General features: G+C 37.6%; 23 protein-coding genes. 3 read left to right on the top strand and 20 right to left on the bottom strand.

What is annotated here, in order from left to right:
- Positions 1 to 239 precede the first annotated feature (239 nt).
- The 3 genes from NQ550_RS08465 to NQ550_RS08455 all read right to left on the bottom strand — a co-directional run bounded on the left by NQ550_RS08465 (position 240) and on the right by NQ550_RS08455 (position 2,157).
- Positions 240 to 755 carry a hypothetical protein gene (locus tag NQ550_RS08465; RefSeq protein WP_025581200.1) on the bottom strand — a complete coding sequence of 172 codons (516 nt, stop codon included), beginning with the start codon at positions 753 to 755 and terminating at the stop codon, positions 240 to 242.
- Positions 742 to 1,824 carry a hypothetical protein gene (locus NQ550_RS08460; protein ID WP_025581201.1) on the bottom strand — a complete coding sequence of 361 codons (1,083 nt, stop codon included), beginning with the start codon at positions 1,822 to 1,824 and terminating at the stop codon, positions 742 to 744. Before NQ550_RS08460 ends, NQ550_RS08465 begins: the two co-directional genes overlap by 14 nt.
- A gap of 129 nt (positions 1,825 to 1,953) precedes the next feature.
- On the bottom strand, positions 1,954 to 2,157 hold the full coding sequence (locus NQ550_RS08455; RefSeq protein ID WP_025581202.1) for a hypothetical protein: 204 nt from the start codon (positions 2,155 to 2,157) through the stop codon (positions 1,954 to 1,956).
- A 14-nt stretch (positions 2,158 to 2,171) separates the two neighbouring features.
- On the opposite strand from NQ550_RS08455, the gene NQ550_RS08450 reads away from it, so the two are divergent.
- A complete protein-coding gene (locus tag NQ550_RS08450) occupies positions 2,172 to 2,321 on the top strand; it encodes a hypothetical protein (RefSeq protein ID WP_172730367.1) in 150 nt (49 codons plus the stop codon).
- A 183-nt stretch (positions 2,322 to 2,504) separates the two neighbouring features.
- On the opposite strand, the gene NQ550_RS08445 is transcribed toward NQ550_RS08450, so the two are convergent.
- The 4 genes from NQ550_RS08445 to NQ550_RS22535 form a co-directional block, all read right to left on the bottom strand.
- A complete protein-coding gene (locus NQ550_RS08445; protein ID WP_025581203.1) occupies positions 2,505 to 2,777 on the bottom strand; it encodes a hypothetical protein in 273 nt (90 codons plus the stop codon).
- Positions 2,778 to 2,779: 2 nt separating this feature from the next.
- Complete coding sequence (locus tag NQ550_RS08440) at positions 2,780 to 3,220, bottom strand: hypothetical protein (protein ID WP_025581204.1); 441 nt, start codon at positions 3,218 to 3,220, stop codon at positions 2,780 to 2,782.
- Between the two features lie 107 nt (positions 3,221 to 3,327).
- Positions 3,328 to 3,663 (bottom strand): NAD-dependent epimerase/dehydratase family protein, encoded by a 336-nt coding sequence (locus NQ550_RS08435; protein ID WP_025581205.1) that lies wholly within the window; start codon positions 3,661 to 3,663, stop codon positions 3,328 to 3,330.
- 172 nt (positions 3,664 to 3,835) lie between these two features.
- Positions 3,836 to 4,072, bottom strand: a complete 237-nt coding sequence (locus tag NQ550_RS22535; protein WP_242833707.1) for an NAD-dependent epimerase/dehydratase family protein — start codon at positions 4,070 to 4,072, stop codon at positions 3,836 to 3,838.
- 170 nt (positions 4,073 to 4,242) lie between these two features.
- Here NQ550_RS22535 and NQ550_RS08425 point away from each other — a divergent pair, with 170 nt between their 5' ends.
- Positions 4,243 to 4,560 carry a DUF6618 family protein gene (locus NQ550_RS08425; RefSeq protein WP_025581206.1) on the top strand — a complete coding sequence of 106 codons (318 nt, stop codon included), beginning with the start codon at positions 4,243 to 4,245 and terminating at the stop codon, positions 4,558 to 4,560.
- Here the strand turns inward: NQ550_RS08425 and NQ550_RS08420 are convergent.
- Together NQ550_RS08420 and NQ550_RS08415 are read right to left on the bottom strand one after the other, a co-directional pair.
- The gene (locus NQ550_RS08420) at positions 4,543 to 4,956 is read right to left on the bottom strand and encodes a hypothetical protein (RefSeq protein WP_044996961.1); all 414 of its coding nucleotides are present in this window, start codon (positions 4,954 to 4,956) and stop codon (positions 4,543 to 4,545) included. The two genes, NQ550_RS08425 and NQ550_RS08420, sit on opposite strands and share 18 nt — an antisense overlap.
- 166 nt (positions 4,957 to 5,122) lie before the next feature.
- Positions 5,123 to 5,308 (bottom strand): group II intron maturase-specific domain-containing protein, encoded by a 186-nt coding sequence (locus NQ550_RS08415; RefSeq protein WP_242833709.1) that lies wholly within the window; start codon positions 5,306 to 5,308, stop codon positions 5,123 to 5,125.
- A 267-nt stretch (positions 5,309 to 5,575) separates the two neighbouring features.
- Between NQ550_RS08415 and NQ550_RS08410 the strand changes: the two genes are divergently transcribed.
- Positions 5,576 to 6,856 (top strand): IS4 family transposase, encoded by a 1,281-nt coding sequence (locus NQ550_RS08410; protein ID WP_055058306.1) that lies wholly within the window; start codon positions 5,576 to 5,578, stop codon positions 6,854 to 6,856.
- A 483-nt stretch (positions 6,857 to 7,339) separates the two neighbouring features.
- On the opposite strand, the gene NQ550_RS08405 is transcribed toward NQ550_RS08410, so the two are convergent.
- From NQ550_RS08405 to NQ550_RS08360, 11 genes are all read right to left on the bottom strand, one after another.
- Positions 7,340 to 8,260 (bottom strand): sugar phosphate nucleotidyltransferase, encoded by a 921-nt coding sequence (locus tag NQ550_RS08405; protein ID WP_025578319.1) that lies wholly within the window; start codon positions 8,258 to 8,260, stop codon positions 7,340 to 7,342.
- Positions 8,261 to 8,315: 55 nt separating this feature from the next.
- Positions 8,316 to 8,540, bottom strand: a complete 225-nt coding sequence (locus NQ550_RS08400; RefSeq protein WP_259839781.1) for a hypothetical protein — start codon at positions 8,538 to 8,540, stop codon at positions 8,316 to 8,318.
- Between the two features lie 261 nt (positions 8,541 to 8,801).
- Positions 8,802 to 10,220 (bottom strand): flippase, encoded by a 1,419-nt coding sequence (locus NQ550_RS08395; protein WP_025578323.1) that lies wholly within the window; start codon positions 10,218 to 10,220, stop codon positions 8,802 to 8,804.
- Positions 10,221 to 10,471: 251 nt separating this feature from the next.
- Positions 10,472 to 11,071 (bottom strand): group II intron maturase-specific domain-containing protein, encoded by a 600-nt coding sequence (locus tag NQ550_RS22075; protein ID WP_326929098.1) that lies wholly within the window; start codon positions 11,069 to 11,071, stop codon positions 10,472 to 10,474.
- 9 nt (positions 11,072 to 11,080) lie between these two features.
- Positions 11,081 to 11,776 (bottom strand): reverse transcriptase domain-containing protein, encoded by a 696-nt coding sequence (locus tag NQ550_RS22070; RefSeq protein WP_326929096.1) that lies wholly within the window; start codon positions 11,774 to 11,776, stop codon positions 11,081 to 11,083.
- A gap of 24 nt (positions 11,777 to 11,800) precedes the next feature.
- Complete coding sequence (locus NQ550_RS08385; RefSeq protein ID WP_259839780.1) at positions 11,801 to 12,106, bottom strand: hypothetical protein; 306 nt, start codon at positions 12,104 to 12,106, stop codon at positions 11,801 to 11,803.
- Positions 12,107 to 12,361: 255 nt separating this feature from the next.
- Positions 12,362 to 13,237: a 4Fe-4S cluster-binding domain-containing protein gene (locus tag NQ550_RS08380; RefSeq protein ID WP_025578327.1), complete on the bottom strand. Its 876-nt coding sequence runs from the start codon at positions 13,235 to 13,237 to the stop codon at positions 12,362 to 12,364.
- Between the two features lie 226 nt (positions 13,238 to 13,463).
- Positions 13,464 to 13,688, bottom strand: a complete 225-nt coding sequence (locus NQ550_RS08375) for a hypothetical protein (protein ID WP_025578328.1) — start codon at positions 13,686 to 13,688, stop codon at positions 13,464 to 13,466.
- A gap of 13 nt (positions 13,689 to 13,701) precedes the next feature.
- Positions 13,702 to 14,805, bottom strand: a complete 1,104-nt coding sequence (locus NQ550_RS08370) for an acyltransferase family protein (RefSeq protein ID WP_025578330.1) — start codon at positions 14,803 to 14,805, stop codon at positions 13,702 to 13,704.
- 125 nt (positions 14,806 to 14,930) lie between these two features.
- Positions 14,931 to 16,289 carry an O-antigen polymerase gene (locus NQ550_RS08365; RefSeq protein ID WP_025578331.1) on the bottom strand — a complete coding sequence of 453 codons (1,359 nt, stop codon included), beginning with the start codon at positions 16,287 to 16,289 and terminating at the stop codon, positions 14,931 to 14,933.
- Between the two features lie 44 nt (positions 16,290 to 16,333).
- Positions 16,334 to 17,035: an L-ribulose-5-phosphate 4-epimerase gene (locus NQ550_RS08360; RefSeq protein WP_025578332.1), complete on the bottom strand. Its 702-nt coding sequence runs from the start codon at positions 17,033 to 17,035 to the stop codon at positions 16,334 to 16,336.
- Positions 17,036 to 17,053 lie beyond the last annotated feature (18 nt).

Here is a 17,053-nt window from a genome sequence, read left to right as displayed (position 1 = left end):
CTTAATCTATAAACCACATATTTAGGAGGATATGTCAAGATATTTATATAAAAAAATCCAGAATATAAGCCCAGAATCGTTGAATTTTCAGCATTCTGGGCTTAAGTTGACCACATTGGGGTCAGACCCCAATGTGGTCCCTTCCAATACGGTGAATTTTTTATATCATGTTTTTCATCCGTTGGATCTCCCATAAAAATTACAGATGCACTTGTTTCCTCTTGCTGGATATACTTATTTTACATTTTATCAGCTATTGAATTATATGTATCAACAACTATTCCTTCCAAAACAGTAATATATTCCTTTACAGCCATAAGATACACATTTTTATTTGTTTTGAGCAGTCTTTCTATTTTATCTGGATCCGCATGTAGATATAAACCATACATCACATCCTCTATAGCTTTATAAAGATTAAGACTCGTCCCGTCAGACAAAATCACTTCCATATAATAATTATTAAGCTTCTCAAACTTTTCTCTAAGAATATTAATATTTTCTCCCACTTCTGGATACATCTTATCAATGGCATCAAATACATTACTCAAATATACATCTTCCCTATTATAATCATATTTCCTAAGAATCATTAATTTAGTTTGTAACATAACATAAAAAGCTTCTGTATTTTCTTCACTCACTTCCTGATTCTTATAAAAATCATAAAATCTGATATATTCTTGTACAGTGTATTCAAATCTCTTCAAAATCTGTTCTTCATCTATTTTCTTTACGCTGTTATTCTTCCCCATCCGTGCTTTCCTCTTCTTTAATAGCCCAGCTTTCATCTAAGAAATTAGGTATATCTTCTGGTTTTACAGCTTCATATCCTATTCCAAACATATTATCAGCACTTAAATGACCAAATCTAGGAAGTCCATTTGCTTCCTGACTTAATTTTTCAATCATCTTATTATTCTTTATTTCCTCTTCTATTTTCTTAGAAAAATAGACATTTTCTGTATGCTCAAAAATCAAATAATTTATATATTGTAATACTTTTTCTTGTGAAGAAGAATTTATTTGGTGTCGTAACTGCCTATAAAGCTTATCTCTTTTATGATAAAATGCCAATACAACACTCTCATCTTCTAATGGAAACACTGCTATATGCATATATTGCATTCTGACAGATTCATCAAAATTATATATTTCATTGAGTATATTTCCTTCCATATCATATGGTAATACAATAGCACTTTGAGTTGCTATTGGCACTTTATATGGTAGGACTTTCCAAAACAAAATCTGATATCCACCTACTTTATTATTCTTCGCTATATCTTGATGAAATAAGACTTCCTCTTCATATTCTTTTTGGTCTAAAGTTTTTATTTTAGATAAATCATCCGGATTCTCATACATTCCCAATTCTCGCTGTAATACTGGAATCAATTCTTGTTCATTTGCACGCTTACTTAACTGCAACAGCATATTTTTTACTGCAATTTCTGCAAGAAATTTATCTGTTGGCGGGTGTATTATATTATCTGGATTTTCATAATCCTGAAAGAATTTCGCATCACATTCCCTACAAATATAATTAAATGTGCCAGATTTATTTACACCTCCATCCAAATCTACTACTCCTATATCAAATCCCATTGCCAATGATGCATGTAAAACTTTTCCCCTATCTGCAATCGGACGTAAACACATTTGTGGAACAGAATGAGAATTACAAAAACTGCTTTGTTCTTTTCCACACAATATACATTTTGGGGGTTTTGCTTTTTTTCGTGCTTCAGAAAGCATTTTATTCACTTTTTTTCTAACTTCTATAATATCTGTACCTTCTGGAATATTATCAAATAAACTCATAATTACCACCCTAATATTCTACATTCCTTAAGTTTCTATAAGTTGATGGTAACATAGACAAATTAATTCATCAATAGAATTTCAGAACTATTAACTCTAACAATATCGTATTTTTATTTGATATAACATTTAATCTGTATTTTTCAAACTAAAAACAACCATTTTCTGTTCTTCCAGGTACTCCCCTTTAAAAGAATACGTCTTTTCCGGATTTAATCCCCATCCGATGAGTGTCTCGTACACGAATTGCTTACTGTGTATCTTAAAACTTCTATGTAATTCCAGAAATCCATCAGGTACACGGACAGACATAGTATCCTTGCCATCATTCATAGGGTCAGACCCAAATGTGGTCCGCAGCTGCTAAAGCAGAGCATCCGGAACGCTGGAATGGACGTGCAACCCGTGACTGGAGTCTTCCGGATACTGTATATCTGAACCCAGATAAGGTACACGAACAATCCGAAAAAGCTGATGAGCAGATGGCTGTTTCATAAAATCTATTCATTCAAAATGATGGTGATCAGGCAGGATTCTGTGCCTGACGTGATTGCCAATAAATGTGGATAATTTATTGATACTCACGTCAGGTATAGAACAATGTCTGATAATCTGCAAGAACAAAAAATATATTTTTTTACTGACAACTACCTTGACAATCAACGAAGTTAAGATTTACTCTACGATATCTTCTTTTTTCTCGATTCTTGGTCTTCTTCTGACTCCCGGCTTTCTTTTAGCTCTTGATTTTCTTCTGATTCTTGATTTTCACACTGCTCATCATATTTTTTTCTCGTATCTGACTCGAACCGTTCAATTTCTTTTCTCCTTTTGGTCATTAATTCTACTTCACTTCTTTTTACTATCTCAATCGACTTCAATGCCGCAATTAAACATAACACAGCAAAGAAAATAGGTAGCAAATTGTTCAATAAAAATTCTACAATCTTCATACTCATTCCTTTCTTTTTAAAAATAATTCACTTTGCCATGAAATAATTATAGAGGAAACCGTACATATGATTGATGCTATATAAACAACCCACACTATATTATCAGGATTGGTTTTTATAGTAGTATAAGTCGTAAGTTCAAAAAAAGCTACAAACAACAGCAAGTAAAATATCTTTTTATGTACTTGATCCTTTTTATTAAAATCAGCCTTAAAATAATTCATTACTGAAGGTGTAATTACTAAAAAAGCCGATAAAATGAGTTCTCCATCACCGACCATTCTATTAAAGTCCGCATAACCATTGCGACATATATTAATAATTATAGAAGTTAATATTGGAAAAAAAGTAAGTATAACTGTTCCTACCCACCAATCTATCATATCTTCATTTGTCTCTGATTTTAAAATATTTTTTTCATCTGAATTTGATTCCTTTTTCATAAAGTTCCCCTATATAACCTGTATTTTATATATTTAGTAACTAAATCAAGGTACACTTCACATACTTCTATCTTTAACTGTTCTAACATATATATTTTCGCTCTACCCTACTTTCCTAGCAAGATATCCAAAGTGTGCTTTACTCCGATTTCCGAACTAAATACACCACTCCAACCAAGATTCTCTAATTTTTTGCTACTTAACACCTGTTTTGCAATCGGTGTTCTGTAAGCTAAATCAACATCATCTGGATCAGCGAATACTACTTTGCGATTTGCTGCTGATGCTATTATCTCTGCTAACTGTGCAATTGTAAGTCTAACATCCGGATTTGCTGTATTATAAGCCTCACCACATTTTCCGTTAATAAGAACTGTAATAATTGCCGAAGCACAATCACCAATATAGTTATAGCTACACATTTGTGTTCCAGCACTTTTCATAACTATATCTTCATTATCTAGTATGGCTCACGCTAATTAGCAACCTGTTTCATTTGTATAAATTCCCATCTACTGCGTTGTCGTCAATCGGCGTAGCCACCGCTACGCCTCATTCCTTCGCCTTGTAGATGAAAATTTATCCAGCATGAATCAGATTGTTAATTAGCGTGAGTCATACTAGTACATTTCTACTAATGAACTGAACATTTGCACGGTTATCTGTTGGAGTAATACTAGGTCCATAAGTATGACAAGGTCTAACCACTACAGTTTCCATGCCATACTGTTTACTATAAGATGCGCAGAGGTTTTCTGCTGCTCTTTTACTTGTAGGATAGCATACTTCATAGGGTCTGACCCCGACATCTATTTGGTGTCGGACCCGGACATTCCCACAGGATATCTTCACAGACAGGGCACTGGACGATATCTATAAAGAATCTACCGGGATACCGCGGCGTATCAACCGCATCTGCGAAAAGAGCCTGATGTATGCCAGCCAGCAGGGAAAACGCCTGATCGATGAACATCTGGTGCGTTATATCATTGAACACGAAATGCTGGGAGGTGATGTCTGATATGGGATCCTATTACCAGTGCAGTGATCCGGACAGCAATGAAAAAAACTGGACCGGTCATATCCGTCCATTAAACATAAACAGAAATGAGTTTGAGGTGACCGCCCGTGGAAGCACTTTCCATCTGCTGGTAGGAAAACATGCATATGGAAAGTATCTGTGTATTCCCAACTGGGGGATCGGCACAGAAATATCGTCCCTGTCGGACTGCTTCTGGAACAGGGGACGCCTTGAACAGGACTATTCGGAGCTGTCAAAGGTGGACGTCATCAGTATCGTAAAAGCACTTGAAGCACTCAGCTCATATGTAACATTGTAAATGAAACAGATAATCCGGCAGGAAATCTGCCGGATTGCACAAAAATGCCAATGACACAAAACTCAGCAGATCTGTGACATGGGAGCAAATCTGATTAGTGACAAACTGAGACTTCATAGGGTCAGACCCCGGAAGCGTTCTATTTTTCTTTATAAAAACATCTTCTTGTATTCCAATCTGCTCTGCATACCATTTATGAATCTGCACATTATATTGTTCCAATTTATGAGCATAGGCGGCAAATTGTCTTGCATCTTCATCCTTAATGTATCTTAAATATCTTCCATTATCATGATATGTGCGTATCGAATCACTAAACCAGTTTTCTTCTACCGGATATAATCCCATATAAGAATCCTTAAATTCTTTCACTGAAGAATGCATAACAAACTTCATAGGATCAGACCCCGACATTTTTCAATATTTCTGGGCTTATATTTTACACTTTTTTACCAAAATATCTTGACATTCCACTCTATTTCCGATTTTATAATTCTTTTATAGATTTTTTAGCTCTGCTTTATTCTTTTTAGTTGTACTTCACAGGGTCAGACCCCAACATTCATACTACCCAATTATAGCTTTTCTTCTGGCTTCTCCGGTTCAGACAATAGAACAGGCCTCTCATGATGTTATATCGGAATGCCGTTATACTTTCTATATTGTCCGTAATTCCATAGTAATGGTAATAACCAGTTAGTATCTGGTTAAGTTTTGCAATAATCTCTTGTAATCTGCATGTTCTCATCTTCACTAACAGAAGATTTACTTCTCTGCACTTATTTGCAAACTTCTTCTTACTGGTTTTCCTCTTCACTCTTTCTTTATGGGGTCTGACCCCAATGTGGTCAACTTAAGCCCAGAATGCTGAAAATTCAACGATTCTGGGCTTATATTCTGGATTTTTTTATATAAATATCTTGACATATCCTCCTAAATATGTGGTTTATAGATTAAGCAATATTACGTTACCGGCGAAATATTTATCTATTCCAATACGTAGGAGGTATGCCATATGAATCGAACTAATATTTGTAAAAATATCGTCCAATCCATTAAAGATTATATCACAGATCAAGTTAAACTGGAACCCCATCGGGTGGAAAAACATTTTGTACGGCGAAGAAAACTTTCACTTTTGCAAGTTATTATTTATCTGTTCTTTTCTTCAAAAGCTTCCATGTTCCAGAATCTTTCACAGATCAGAGAAGAACTTGGCACACTTTCTTTTCCGGATGTTTCAAAACAGGCACTTTCCAAAGCCAGACAGTTCATTAATCCTTCACTGTTTAAGGAACTTTATTATCTTTCTGTTGATCTGTTTTACAGCCAGATCCCTTCAAGAAAGCTGTGGCAGGGTTATCATCTTTTTGCAGTAGATGGTTCCAGGATCGAACTTCCGAATTCAAAATCAACTTTTGATTTCTTTGGTGAAATGTCCAGCTATCCTGATCCAAACCGACGTTATACCATGGGACTGGCTTCCATAATTTATGATGTTCTGGATGATTATATCCTTCATGCATCTATCCATAAATTTCTTTCCTCTGAACGAGCAGCTGCATTAGAACATCTTAAAGTTCTTGAAGATATGGGACTATATAACAACAGTATTATTATTTTTGACAGAGGTTATTATTCAGAAGATATGTTCCGCTACTGTGTAGAGCATGGGCATCTCTGTGTTATGAGACTGAAAGAGGGAATCAATTTATCTAAAAAATGCAATGGTGATATGATTTCCATTCTTCAGGGAACTTCAAAAGAAGGTACTTCCGATGTACCTATACGTGTCCTTGAGATTCCGCTTGATGATGGCACAAAAGAATATCTTGCAACAAACCTGTTTGATCCTGCTGTTACAAAAGATATGTTCCGGGAACTTTACTTCTACAGATGGCCTGTAGAACTTAAGTACAAAGAACTAAAAAGCCGCTTTGCCATGGAAGAGTTTTCCGGTGCTACTGCAGTGTCTATACAGCAGGAATTTTATATAAATATGCTTTTATCGAATCTGGCCTCCCTTATAAAAAATGAAGCAGATGAGGAAATACAGATTTCTGCCAAAAGCACAAATAAGTTCCGTTATCAGGCCAATCGTGCATTTATCATTGGACGGATCAAAAGTATTGTTCCCAAAATACTCTGCGGACTGTTTGAGCTTTCAATTATTGAACAGTTATATACAGATGCTGTACGCTGCAGATCACAGCTCCTGCCCGGCAGGTCGTTTCCAAGGAAGAAATTGAAATCCAAGGGACGTTCACATTTTCGAAATAAAAAAGCTTCTTTTTAAAATAGAGCCAGCATTCATCAATAGGCTTATTTAAGTGCGGTCATTTTTATAAATCTTCTAGTTTCCAACAAAACAGCAACTGTTTTCTAGCATAAACCGATTTGTTTTGTAGTTTGCATTGGAGGCTATTCGCTAATATGCCCCTAAGTTGACGCTAGGTTGACCACATTGGGGTCAGACCCCGACATTTTATAAGCATATCAAAAAAAGCAGAAGATATCTAATCCTTTTAGGAATAAATATCTTCTGCTTTTAAGTTAATGACATTGGGATTTTTTATGATTTTATTTCGTTCTTTTTTCTTTAGGTGGAAAAATCACTGGAAGTTCACATTTTATAGATCTTTTAGAGCTAATTTATTCTTTTTAGTTGCACTTCATAGGGTCAGACCCCGACATTCTTTTCTTCTCTTTCCACTCTATTTCCGATTTTATAATTCTTTTATAGATCTTTTAGCTCTGCTTTATCCTTTTTAGTTGCACTTCATAGGGTCAGACCCAGGAAGCTTCTACTGAACAGTTCAGACTTGTACATGCCATCCGCCAGCATCTTCTTGAAGCTGTCCTTTACTGCTGCGACATCCTCGTGATAGGTCATGCCGTACCAGGTATCGTTTGTTTTCAGAACCTTCACGGACATTTTACCCTGCTCCAGCAATTCACCGATGAAGATGGGAATCAAGTATTCCGCTTTCAGAGGATTGCCCGGGACTTCTTTCTCGAAAAACTCTTTGAAGCCTTCCTCCAGAACCTCCAGAAACTCAGGAGTTAATCCCCACATATTCATAGAAACCAGAGAATTCACATCAATCACTTTTCCGTCTGCTTCTGCCCCATCCGCTGTTTTTACGATGTTCTTGGTCTCTACGACCTCAGTCAAGTTATTTTCCGCATCCATCTTGCAGATGCCGCGGGTCACACCACCATTATCGGACAGTGTGTTCTTCAGCACAAAACCTGCCATACAGGACTTACCGCCGTTCACCAAATAGTTATGGACGGCTTTGAAGCCCTCTTTGCCGTAGTAATCATCTGCATTAATCACAATGAATGGGGTTTTGATTGCTTTCTTCGCCGCAAGCACAGCCTGACCGGTTCCCCACGGCTTTGTACGTCCTTCCGGCAGAGCTCCCGGGATGTCGTTGATATCCTGGAAAGCGTAGTCCACAGTGACATCATGAGAAGTGCAAATGGAGGCAATACGGTCACCGATGACCTCTTTGAACTCTTTCTCGATATCCTTACGGATGATAAATACCACATGGTTGAAACCTGCCTCAATCGCATCATGAATTGAGTAGTCCATGATGATATGATTAGCATCATCCACCGGCTCCAACTGCTTGATTCCTGTTCCAAATCGGCTGCCGATACCGGCTGCCATGATAAGTAATGTTGTTTTCATAATCTCTCCTTACTGCATTCTTTCCGCCTTATGTGGATACGCCTTTAAGAAATACTTAACAATAGATACTGAGCGGTCGCATCTTTCCATTGTCCTTCGGTATTTCCACCAGCCTTGCTGGTTTCGGCTTATAGGACTTTTTCTGTTTACACACTACAGAAGAAAATGCAGGTTCTCTCCAGTTAATATATATTCCCTGTATAACATGAATAGTTCCAACCAACACCGCATAGGTATGTAAAATCTCACCATAACGATAAATACATATGTTGTCTTCCATCCAGACCACGATGTCGACCCTCTGGTGACTTTAGGATTTCGGTGCTCAATAGCTATCCCTGTTATCTTGCTGTCTACGCTTAGCCTGCAACGTTACCGCGACAGACTCAAGACTCGCTTCAAATGCTGTGGTTAGCAGCTTATTTGATGGGGCTTCCACACACCGGACTATATACCCTTAGCTGGACGCACGGTCTGACCCCGAGTATTCCCCTTGTTTATACACATTTTATGAAGTGCTACCCCACTACTATCAACACTTCTATTTTTTCTTTGTTAATTTTTTCAAAACCTGACTCTCAATTTCCCATACAAGCGACTCTTTCAATACTGTCAAAATAATACCATATCCACCAAAGAAAAGAACAGCCGAAAATACCAACGTTACAAAATTTCCCATTCCCAGCATCTTAACCCAGCTTGAACTTACCACTCCAACAACTGTTGCTAATATAACTGCGCCATAACGTACATTCCTGTAAGCTGGTGTAACTTCTTTTCTTAATGCAATAAACTGTACTATCCAGACAACACCTTCTGCCACAAGAGTACCAATTGCTGCTCCTGCTGATGCCAATTGTGGAATCAATATTGCATTCAAAATCAGATCAACAACTGCTCCTGCAATTTCCGAATACAAAACCACTTTTTCACGTTCCAATGGAACCAACATCTGAATCCCCATAATATTCGTCAGACCTATAAACAGAATCGTAGGCATAATAATCTGCATTGGAACAACTGCTGAAATATAAGCATCTCCTGATAAAAACAGAATCCCTTCTTTTGCATACAAAATAAAATAAACGGTCAAAGGAACCGCAATCAGGAAAACGAAATTAATAGCCTTTTTCGTAATTCTCCGGAATTCTTCCATTTCATGATGCTCTATGTAATAAGAAGCCCTTGGCAATAGCACAGTTCCCAGAGAAGTAACGATTCCCAATAATACACCCTTGATTTTTACAGCAGCATTATAATATCCAACATCAGCATCTGTTTTAATAAACCCCAACATAACCGTATCCAGGTTAGTGTAAATTGTCGTAGCACATGACATCGCAAAGAAAATCATGATTGGTCCCAAATGTCTCCGAAAATTGTAGTCTCCGACAGGTTTTAGATGAATGTAACGGTGGACATTAACTAAATTACAAATATTCGAAGCTGACGCAGCAAAAATAGAAATTCCGCCATAAATAACATAATCACTCTTCTGATGGATCAATGCAAACATAGCAAGGAGTGCTATAAATTTAAATAAAATAGATCTAAGTGTAATATATGTATATTTCTCCAATCCACGATACAGCCAATCCATACCAATTGTATTAAATAACAATGTGGTACTCATAATCAAAAATAATAGACGTTCTGCCTGCAAACGAGGTACACATCCCAAAGCAATTCCGAATGCAATATATGTTATTGCCGTCATACCAACATTAATAACAAATATTTCCTGCACAGTCCTGGATAATTCAACTTTATCATCCCGTACCTTCGCACACACCCGGATTCCATAAGTGGGAATTCCCAGCTGCGCAAACAGCGCAAAATAAGCAATCACCGAAGTTGCAAAAGACACTTTTCCAGTCCCCTCCGGTGATAAGATACGCGAAACATATGGAAACGTAATCAATGGAAAAATGAACGATGACATTGTAAGCAATGCATTCATTATAAAGTTCTTTTTAATTGAAGTTTTTTTCAAAGCTGTTCTCCCTGTACTTTTCTAACGTATTTTGTACATGCAATAACCCAATATGTGAAATCTTTTTGAAATTTATCATTGCCAGTTGCATTCTTAATATTTCTTGTGGATTTCATGGGTCGAGTAGGTGAACCCCTTACGGTCGTACACCTCTCACAGAATTCCGGACGTGCGGCTTTCCCGCATCCGGCTCTTTGCGAAACGAATCGTTCACATTATCATTCATATATATTGACATATATCCGAGGTCTTACCAGTGGATAGCTGTTATCCAGCATATTTAGAAATTCTATCCAGTTATAGCTTTTCTTCTGGCTTCTCCGGTTCAGGCAGTAGAACAGGCTTCTCATGATGTTATATCGGAATGCTGTTATACTTTCTGTATTGTCCGTAATTCCATAGTAATGGTAATAACCAGTTAGTATCTGGTTAAGTTTTTCAATCATCTCTTTTAATCTGCATGTTCTCATCTTCACTAACAGAAGATTTACTTCTCTGCACTTCTTTGCAGACTTCTTCTTACTTGTTTTCCTCTTCACTCTGAATCTGCCATTCCTACTTCTGGAACAGTAGTGTGTAAAACCCAGGAAAGTAAAAGTGCCTGGTTTCGTTCCGGTTTTTCTGCATCTTTCTTTTGCATAACGCCCGAACTCTATCAGACGGCTCTTTTCTTCCTCGAGGCTTAATCCAAAGTGTCCCATTCTATGTTTCAGATGTTCATAGAACCACTCTGCATCCGATTTATACTGGAATGTTACCACAAAATCGTCGGCATATACGACCAGACCTGCATATCCTTTCAGCTTTGGTGTTATCACCTCTTTAAATCACCATACCAGTACGTAATGCATATAGATGCAGGAGATTACAAGAGAACAGACAGAACCTTGTCCACTTCCTTCTTCGGTTTCTTCAAATTCATAGTTGTTCATAATCCCTGCCTTCAGCATCCGCCTGACAAGACGGATGATATTGGGGTCTTTGATCCTTGATCCTATAAAACGTATGATCCATTCATGGTCAAGATGCTGGAAGAACCCTTTAATGTCTGCATCCAATACATAACTTGTTGGTTTTCTCTCCAACATCAGGTTTAATTTTCGGATTGCTTTATGACATCCCCTGTTGGGTCGGAATCCCATCATTTCATCATAAAACATTGGTTCAAACACCGCTTCCAGTATTCTGCGCAGTGCTTCCTGCACCAGCTTATCTTCGTAACAATAGATACTGAGCGGTCGCATCTTTCCATTGTCCTTCGGTATTTCCACCAGCCTTGCTGGTTTCGGCTTATAGGACTTTTTCTTTAGACGTTCTATAAGAGCGTTTATGTTTTCTTCCAGACTTCTCCCGTATTCCTCTTTGGTAATCCCATCAATTCCTACAGCTTTCGTTCCATCCATCTGGGCATGACAGCTCTTAAGCATTTCCTTATTAAGCAGATGTCCTAAAAACGTAAATACCATATCTGGATTTTCCTTTGCGTTTGATAATTGTGATATTCTCGCCAATTTCGTTTCCATTAGTACCTCTATCCCTGTGTATAGCTAATGTTTCCTCTTTGATATAGTTTCGCAGGTCAGAACTGTGAGGAACAGTTCTCTCTTGACTTCCCTCTGGTATTTATTTTTGTTCATACCTTCCTTGGTACTATTCGGACCTCCGACTACCTGCATTTCTTTTACCATCCTTCTTCTGGTTGTCAGGCATACTTTCTGTTTACACACTACAGAAGAAAATGCAGGTTCTCTCCAGTTGATATATATTCCCTGTATAACATGAATAGTTCCAACCAACACCGCAGAGGTATGTAAAATCTCACCATAACGATAAATACATATGTTGTCTTCCATCCAGACCACGATGTCGACCCTCTGGTGACTTTAGGATTTCGGTGCTCAATAGCTATCCCTGTTATCTTGCTGTCTACGCTTAGCCTGCAACGTTACCGCGACAGACTCAAGACTCGCTTCAAATGCTGTGGTTAGCAGCTTATTTGATGGGGCTTCCACACACCGGACTATATACCCTTAGCTGGACGCACGGTCTGACCCCAATGTGCTCCCTGTCAATAGTCAAGTGGCAAGGCGTGGCGGAATACTGGTGGTTCAAATTTTGCAGATTTCCACAGGTATTGAACTTCCAACGATCCTCAGCCCCTCTTCAATTTCTATCTTATACTGCCCCATCAGCTCATCACTTACGCCATTATATTCTGGCAGCATTATCTCATTCCCGCCATCAATCAACGACTGATACTTATTCGTTCCAAGATTATGTTCCTTGAGGATTTCAATCTTCAAAAGGTTCGAATAGCTTTTGGCTTTCGATTCTATCAGTTCAACCACAGCTTTCCTGTTTTCCTCACTATCCGTGTAACCGCCGATAACCGGCAAGCGAAAGACAACTGGCTTGCCGCTGTTCAGTAATGTCACAAGATTGTTTTTATATAGCTCAATCTTTCCACCGAGAGAAGATGAGCACAAATCATCACTCAGAACCTTAATATCAACGTAAAACAGGTCTATATGCTTGATTGCAATGGAAAGTTGTGCTGATGAGCAGAAAAGGCTTGTCTCCACAACTATGTGGATTTGCTCATCGTTAAGCCGTTGAAGCATAGGATCAAGCTCTTTCATCTGGAGCATACACTCGCCGCCAGAGAACGTCACTCCACCCGTAAGGGAGTCCAGATAAGTAACCGAATTAGAATTACAGGAACCGTAAAACGCTTTATCTTTTACAACTTCGGCGTACAGCTCATCTGGGCTATACCATTTTCCATAGGTTCCTTCTTCTTCAACTTTACCGTTATGATTCTTCCTTACATACCTTTGCTCTCTGTGCAGTAAATTTTCCGGATTGCTACACCAAGGGCAGTGTATTGAACAGCCTTTAAGAAAAACCGTAGTCCTAATTCCAGGGCCGTCGTGCAGAGAGAAACGCTGGATATTGGTGAGGAGGATATTCTTTTCAGGTATCATATCAAATTTAAATCACTTCCCTCTTACAAATTTGTTACTGACAAGCTTAAATTCTCCAACGATAGGCTATGCTACATAATATTCTAATTTTTGAGCTTAGCCCTCATTTTCTTCAAAGCGCCAATTGCATTTGACAAGAAAAACTCATCCCGCAAAATAAGCAAAATCATAAAATAGCTGAAAGCACCAGCGATAACCAAAATCGCTGTATTAAAGATTCCGCTTGTTAAGAAATATCTGCACGGTCACCAAATAAATCCAGTGCTTTTCTCATATTTCGCACATAAAGAATGGTATGGATTTTCTTTGGTGAATGTTCATTATATGATAAAAAAGAGTTAACAATTGCACTGCCAATCAAGCCTGTTGCTCCAGTAATCAGTATGCTTTTATTGCCTAATTCATCAAATAAAGGCATTTCATCTAGCGATATTTTATAATAGTCAGTCATCTTTCCTCCAAATCTAATATAAGCAGATTTTCAAATTGATCTTTTTCAAGATCCAGACCACCCAAAAAGCAAAAGCTGTCGAAAGAAGAATGCGAGATAAAAACACCGCAATTGCTCCTAGTTCTGAGCCCAAAATGCAAACGCCAATAATTTCGTTCACACCCCACAAGATAAGATAATTTATCGGGTCAGCATACAAATAAATTCCAAACGCATAAGAAGCGGCATTATTCAAGCTATCTTTGCTTTGTTGCGAAATCATACTCAAAATGTTTGCACACAAGTCCCACAACAAGATAGTCCCTATAAATGGAGTAATCGTCTCACGTATAATCCAACCACCATGTGGGATATTCAACGAAATAACATATGCCGCGAAAAAAGCCGCTATATTTATCAACCTCTGGAATCTGCTCTTTATTGGAAATCTGCATTGATCTATCCACTTTCCCATGTAAAACCAAAACACATATTTAATGGGATTGCCTAAAATCAGCATTTTACCAAGGACTTTTTGAACGATTATGCCACATATTAATAACGCGGCTGGAAATATAAATTCTCCAACTTTCTGATGCTTCCTGCAAAACCCTTCTATAATATAAGCTAAGATAAAAACCAAAAACAATGATTCCAGATACCACAAATAAACATCATATGGAACTAGAACTTGAAATAAAGCACTAAAAAAGGGATGTTCCAAATCCTTATAATATCCTGAAATCCATTTAATAGGAATATTTACAATCATCCATGTAAATATCAAAGGTACAATAAGTCGCTTAAATTTTATTACAGCTAAAGATTTGAGACTTCTGTATCTTCCCTTTTCTATCTGCCTAAAAAAAAGCATTCCGGAAACCGAAAAGAATGCAGGCATATGAAAAGAATAAATAAAAGAAGACACATAAAGCAGCAATTCATGGAATGCTGTATCTTTTATCCCCGCATCATTCATCGCTTCATAAATGTATATTCCACCAAAATTAGTATCGATTGTGTAGAATATCCCATGTCCTATTACAACCAACACGACAAGGATTACACGCATTATCGTAATCTGCGTGTCATATTTCTCTCCCCCCCCAGACCGTCCGAAAACTTGATTTTTCAGCATAAAATTAGCCCCTCTTCTTTCTATGTGTCATTGCTACGAAAATAAAATTCGTAGCAATGTACATTTTTTATTTATATTGAACACCCATGTGAGTGAATCAATCTTAATTTCAGTGAAGACTCATCCTAGTTTTCGGACAGTCTCCCCCTGGTTTTCAGCTTTAACTCACACAAAAATTTTAAAGCTATCCACCATACTAGATAGTAAAGGAACCTAGGAGAAAAAATCTCTTCGTAAAATTTATTTGAAAAAAAAGAAAACAAAATTGTATAGTACATATATGAATAAGCCAGGACATTCAAATCAATCCAATCATTTTTTACCTTACTAGATCGGATTGCTTTTAAATAAATTTTTTGAGATAAAATAGCCATAAAAATCACAAATATAACAACGCCAACATAACCTGCGTCATACAAGAAAGAGTAATAAGTTGTATACACATTTCCCAAGCTGAATCCATTAATATACTTAAATGGAAGATTCAATTCATGCGACCAATCACTCGGAAAAATCTTCCCGCAAAGCCAATTTATTGCTACAGCAAAAGTTTGGTTTTCTGTTATGTCAGCACCGAATCTCCCTGCCTTAATAAACGTATCCAAATTTTTAATCTCCGCAGATAAATACATTGCCAAATAATCCATTGGTGACCTTGTTGAATTTCTACCAAGCAAGTTTCCAAGGGTTTGAAAAGAAATCAATGCAGCAATAGATCCTAGAATGCACACCATAACATATTTAAAAGGAAGTCTGCGCTTTTTTCCTGTTTGTTTTTCTCTCAATAACAAATATTGTGTAACTATAGCCACGAGCAATGAAAATAGCGGTGTGCGCGAACCAAATATCACGCCACACACTCCGCTTAACACAATGTTGACAACAAGCAGCATTCTATTATTTCCAGATTTTTGAATAATATCATACACAAGTATGTATCCCCAAATGTACCCTGAAGCCATACAAAAATTTCTCATATGTTTAACAATCATTGGTATAGCAATCTTATCTTCTGTAAATGTATTTGCATAGCGAAAAACATAAATAGCGTCAGCTAGTGATTCACCAGACAATCCTCTTAAAAAGGCTATAATCAACATAATCGTGACCATTTGAAATGCAGCAAATAAAAATAATTTCAAAGAGTTTATTTTGCTCTCATTTCTATTTTTTATCAAAGCAGAAGAATTATTCTGCCCTAAATTTTCCCTTTTTTTATTGATTACGACAGTAAATCGCCGTGTCCATTGGGTTGAAAAAGATACAACAACAAAGAGTATTGATCCGCCTCCTAGAACCCACATTGTTGCACTTGATAAATTCAAATCCCATACTTCAACATATTTTATTGCAAATACGGCTTGTACAAAAAATCCAACGACAAAGGCAAACTGAGGTGTCATCAAGGCATTTCTGTATGAGCTCATCAAACAAAACACCAACAACACGGCATAAATTACTATTAAAACAACCAAATTACCCATCAATACCCATTCCTTCTATTAAGATATCACTTGCCTTAAATAAATCATTGAACCTTTTGTCCATAATAAGCGTTCGGTCCGTGCTTCCTCATGTAATGCTTGTCCAACACATACTGCTTTATCTCGGCATTCGGATTCAAAGCCAAAGTCTTGATGTCCATTTCCGCAACCTTTTCCATGACCACAGCATTATATACAGCATTAGCAGGACTTGTTCTCCAAGCGAATGGCCCATGATTTTTCACCACGATACCAGGAATCGCCATTGGGTCGTACCCCAATCTTTCAATCGTCTCGATGATGACCTTCCCGGTGTTCAGTTCATAGGCTTCCATGACTTCGACTTCACTCAGTTCTCTTGTACAAGGAATGTCTCCGTAGAAATAATCCGCATGAGTTGTTCCGAGTGCCGGAATGTTCATGCCAGCCTGTGCAAAGGCTACAGCATTGGTGGAATGCGTATGAACGATTCCTTTTATCTCCTTATACCTTTTATATAATTCCAGATGGGTCTTGGTATCAGAAGAAGGCTTCCATTTGCCATCAACAGTCTCACCACTCTCAATATCCACAACCACCATGTCTTCAGCAGCCATTCCGTCGTAGTCAACACCGGACGGTTTAATGACCATGTATTTCCTGTCTTCCGATATTCCGCTGACGTTTCCCCACGTGTAAATGACGACGCCCTTGGCAACGAGGTCAAGATTAACCTCACAGACAATTTTCTTCAAATCTTCTAGCATAAACTTTCTTCCTCTTAC

It is taken from the genome of Blautia wexlerae DSM 19850, assembly GCF_025148125.1.
GTDB classification, from domain to species: domain Bacteria; phylum Bacillota; class Clostridia; order Lachnospirales; family Lachnospiraceae; genus Blautia_A; species Blautia_A wexlerae.
The sequence above is the reverse complement of the archived record's forward strand: the minus strand, read 5'-3'. Positions and strand labels throughout refer to the sequence as shown.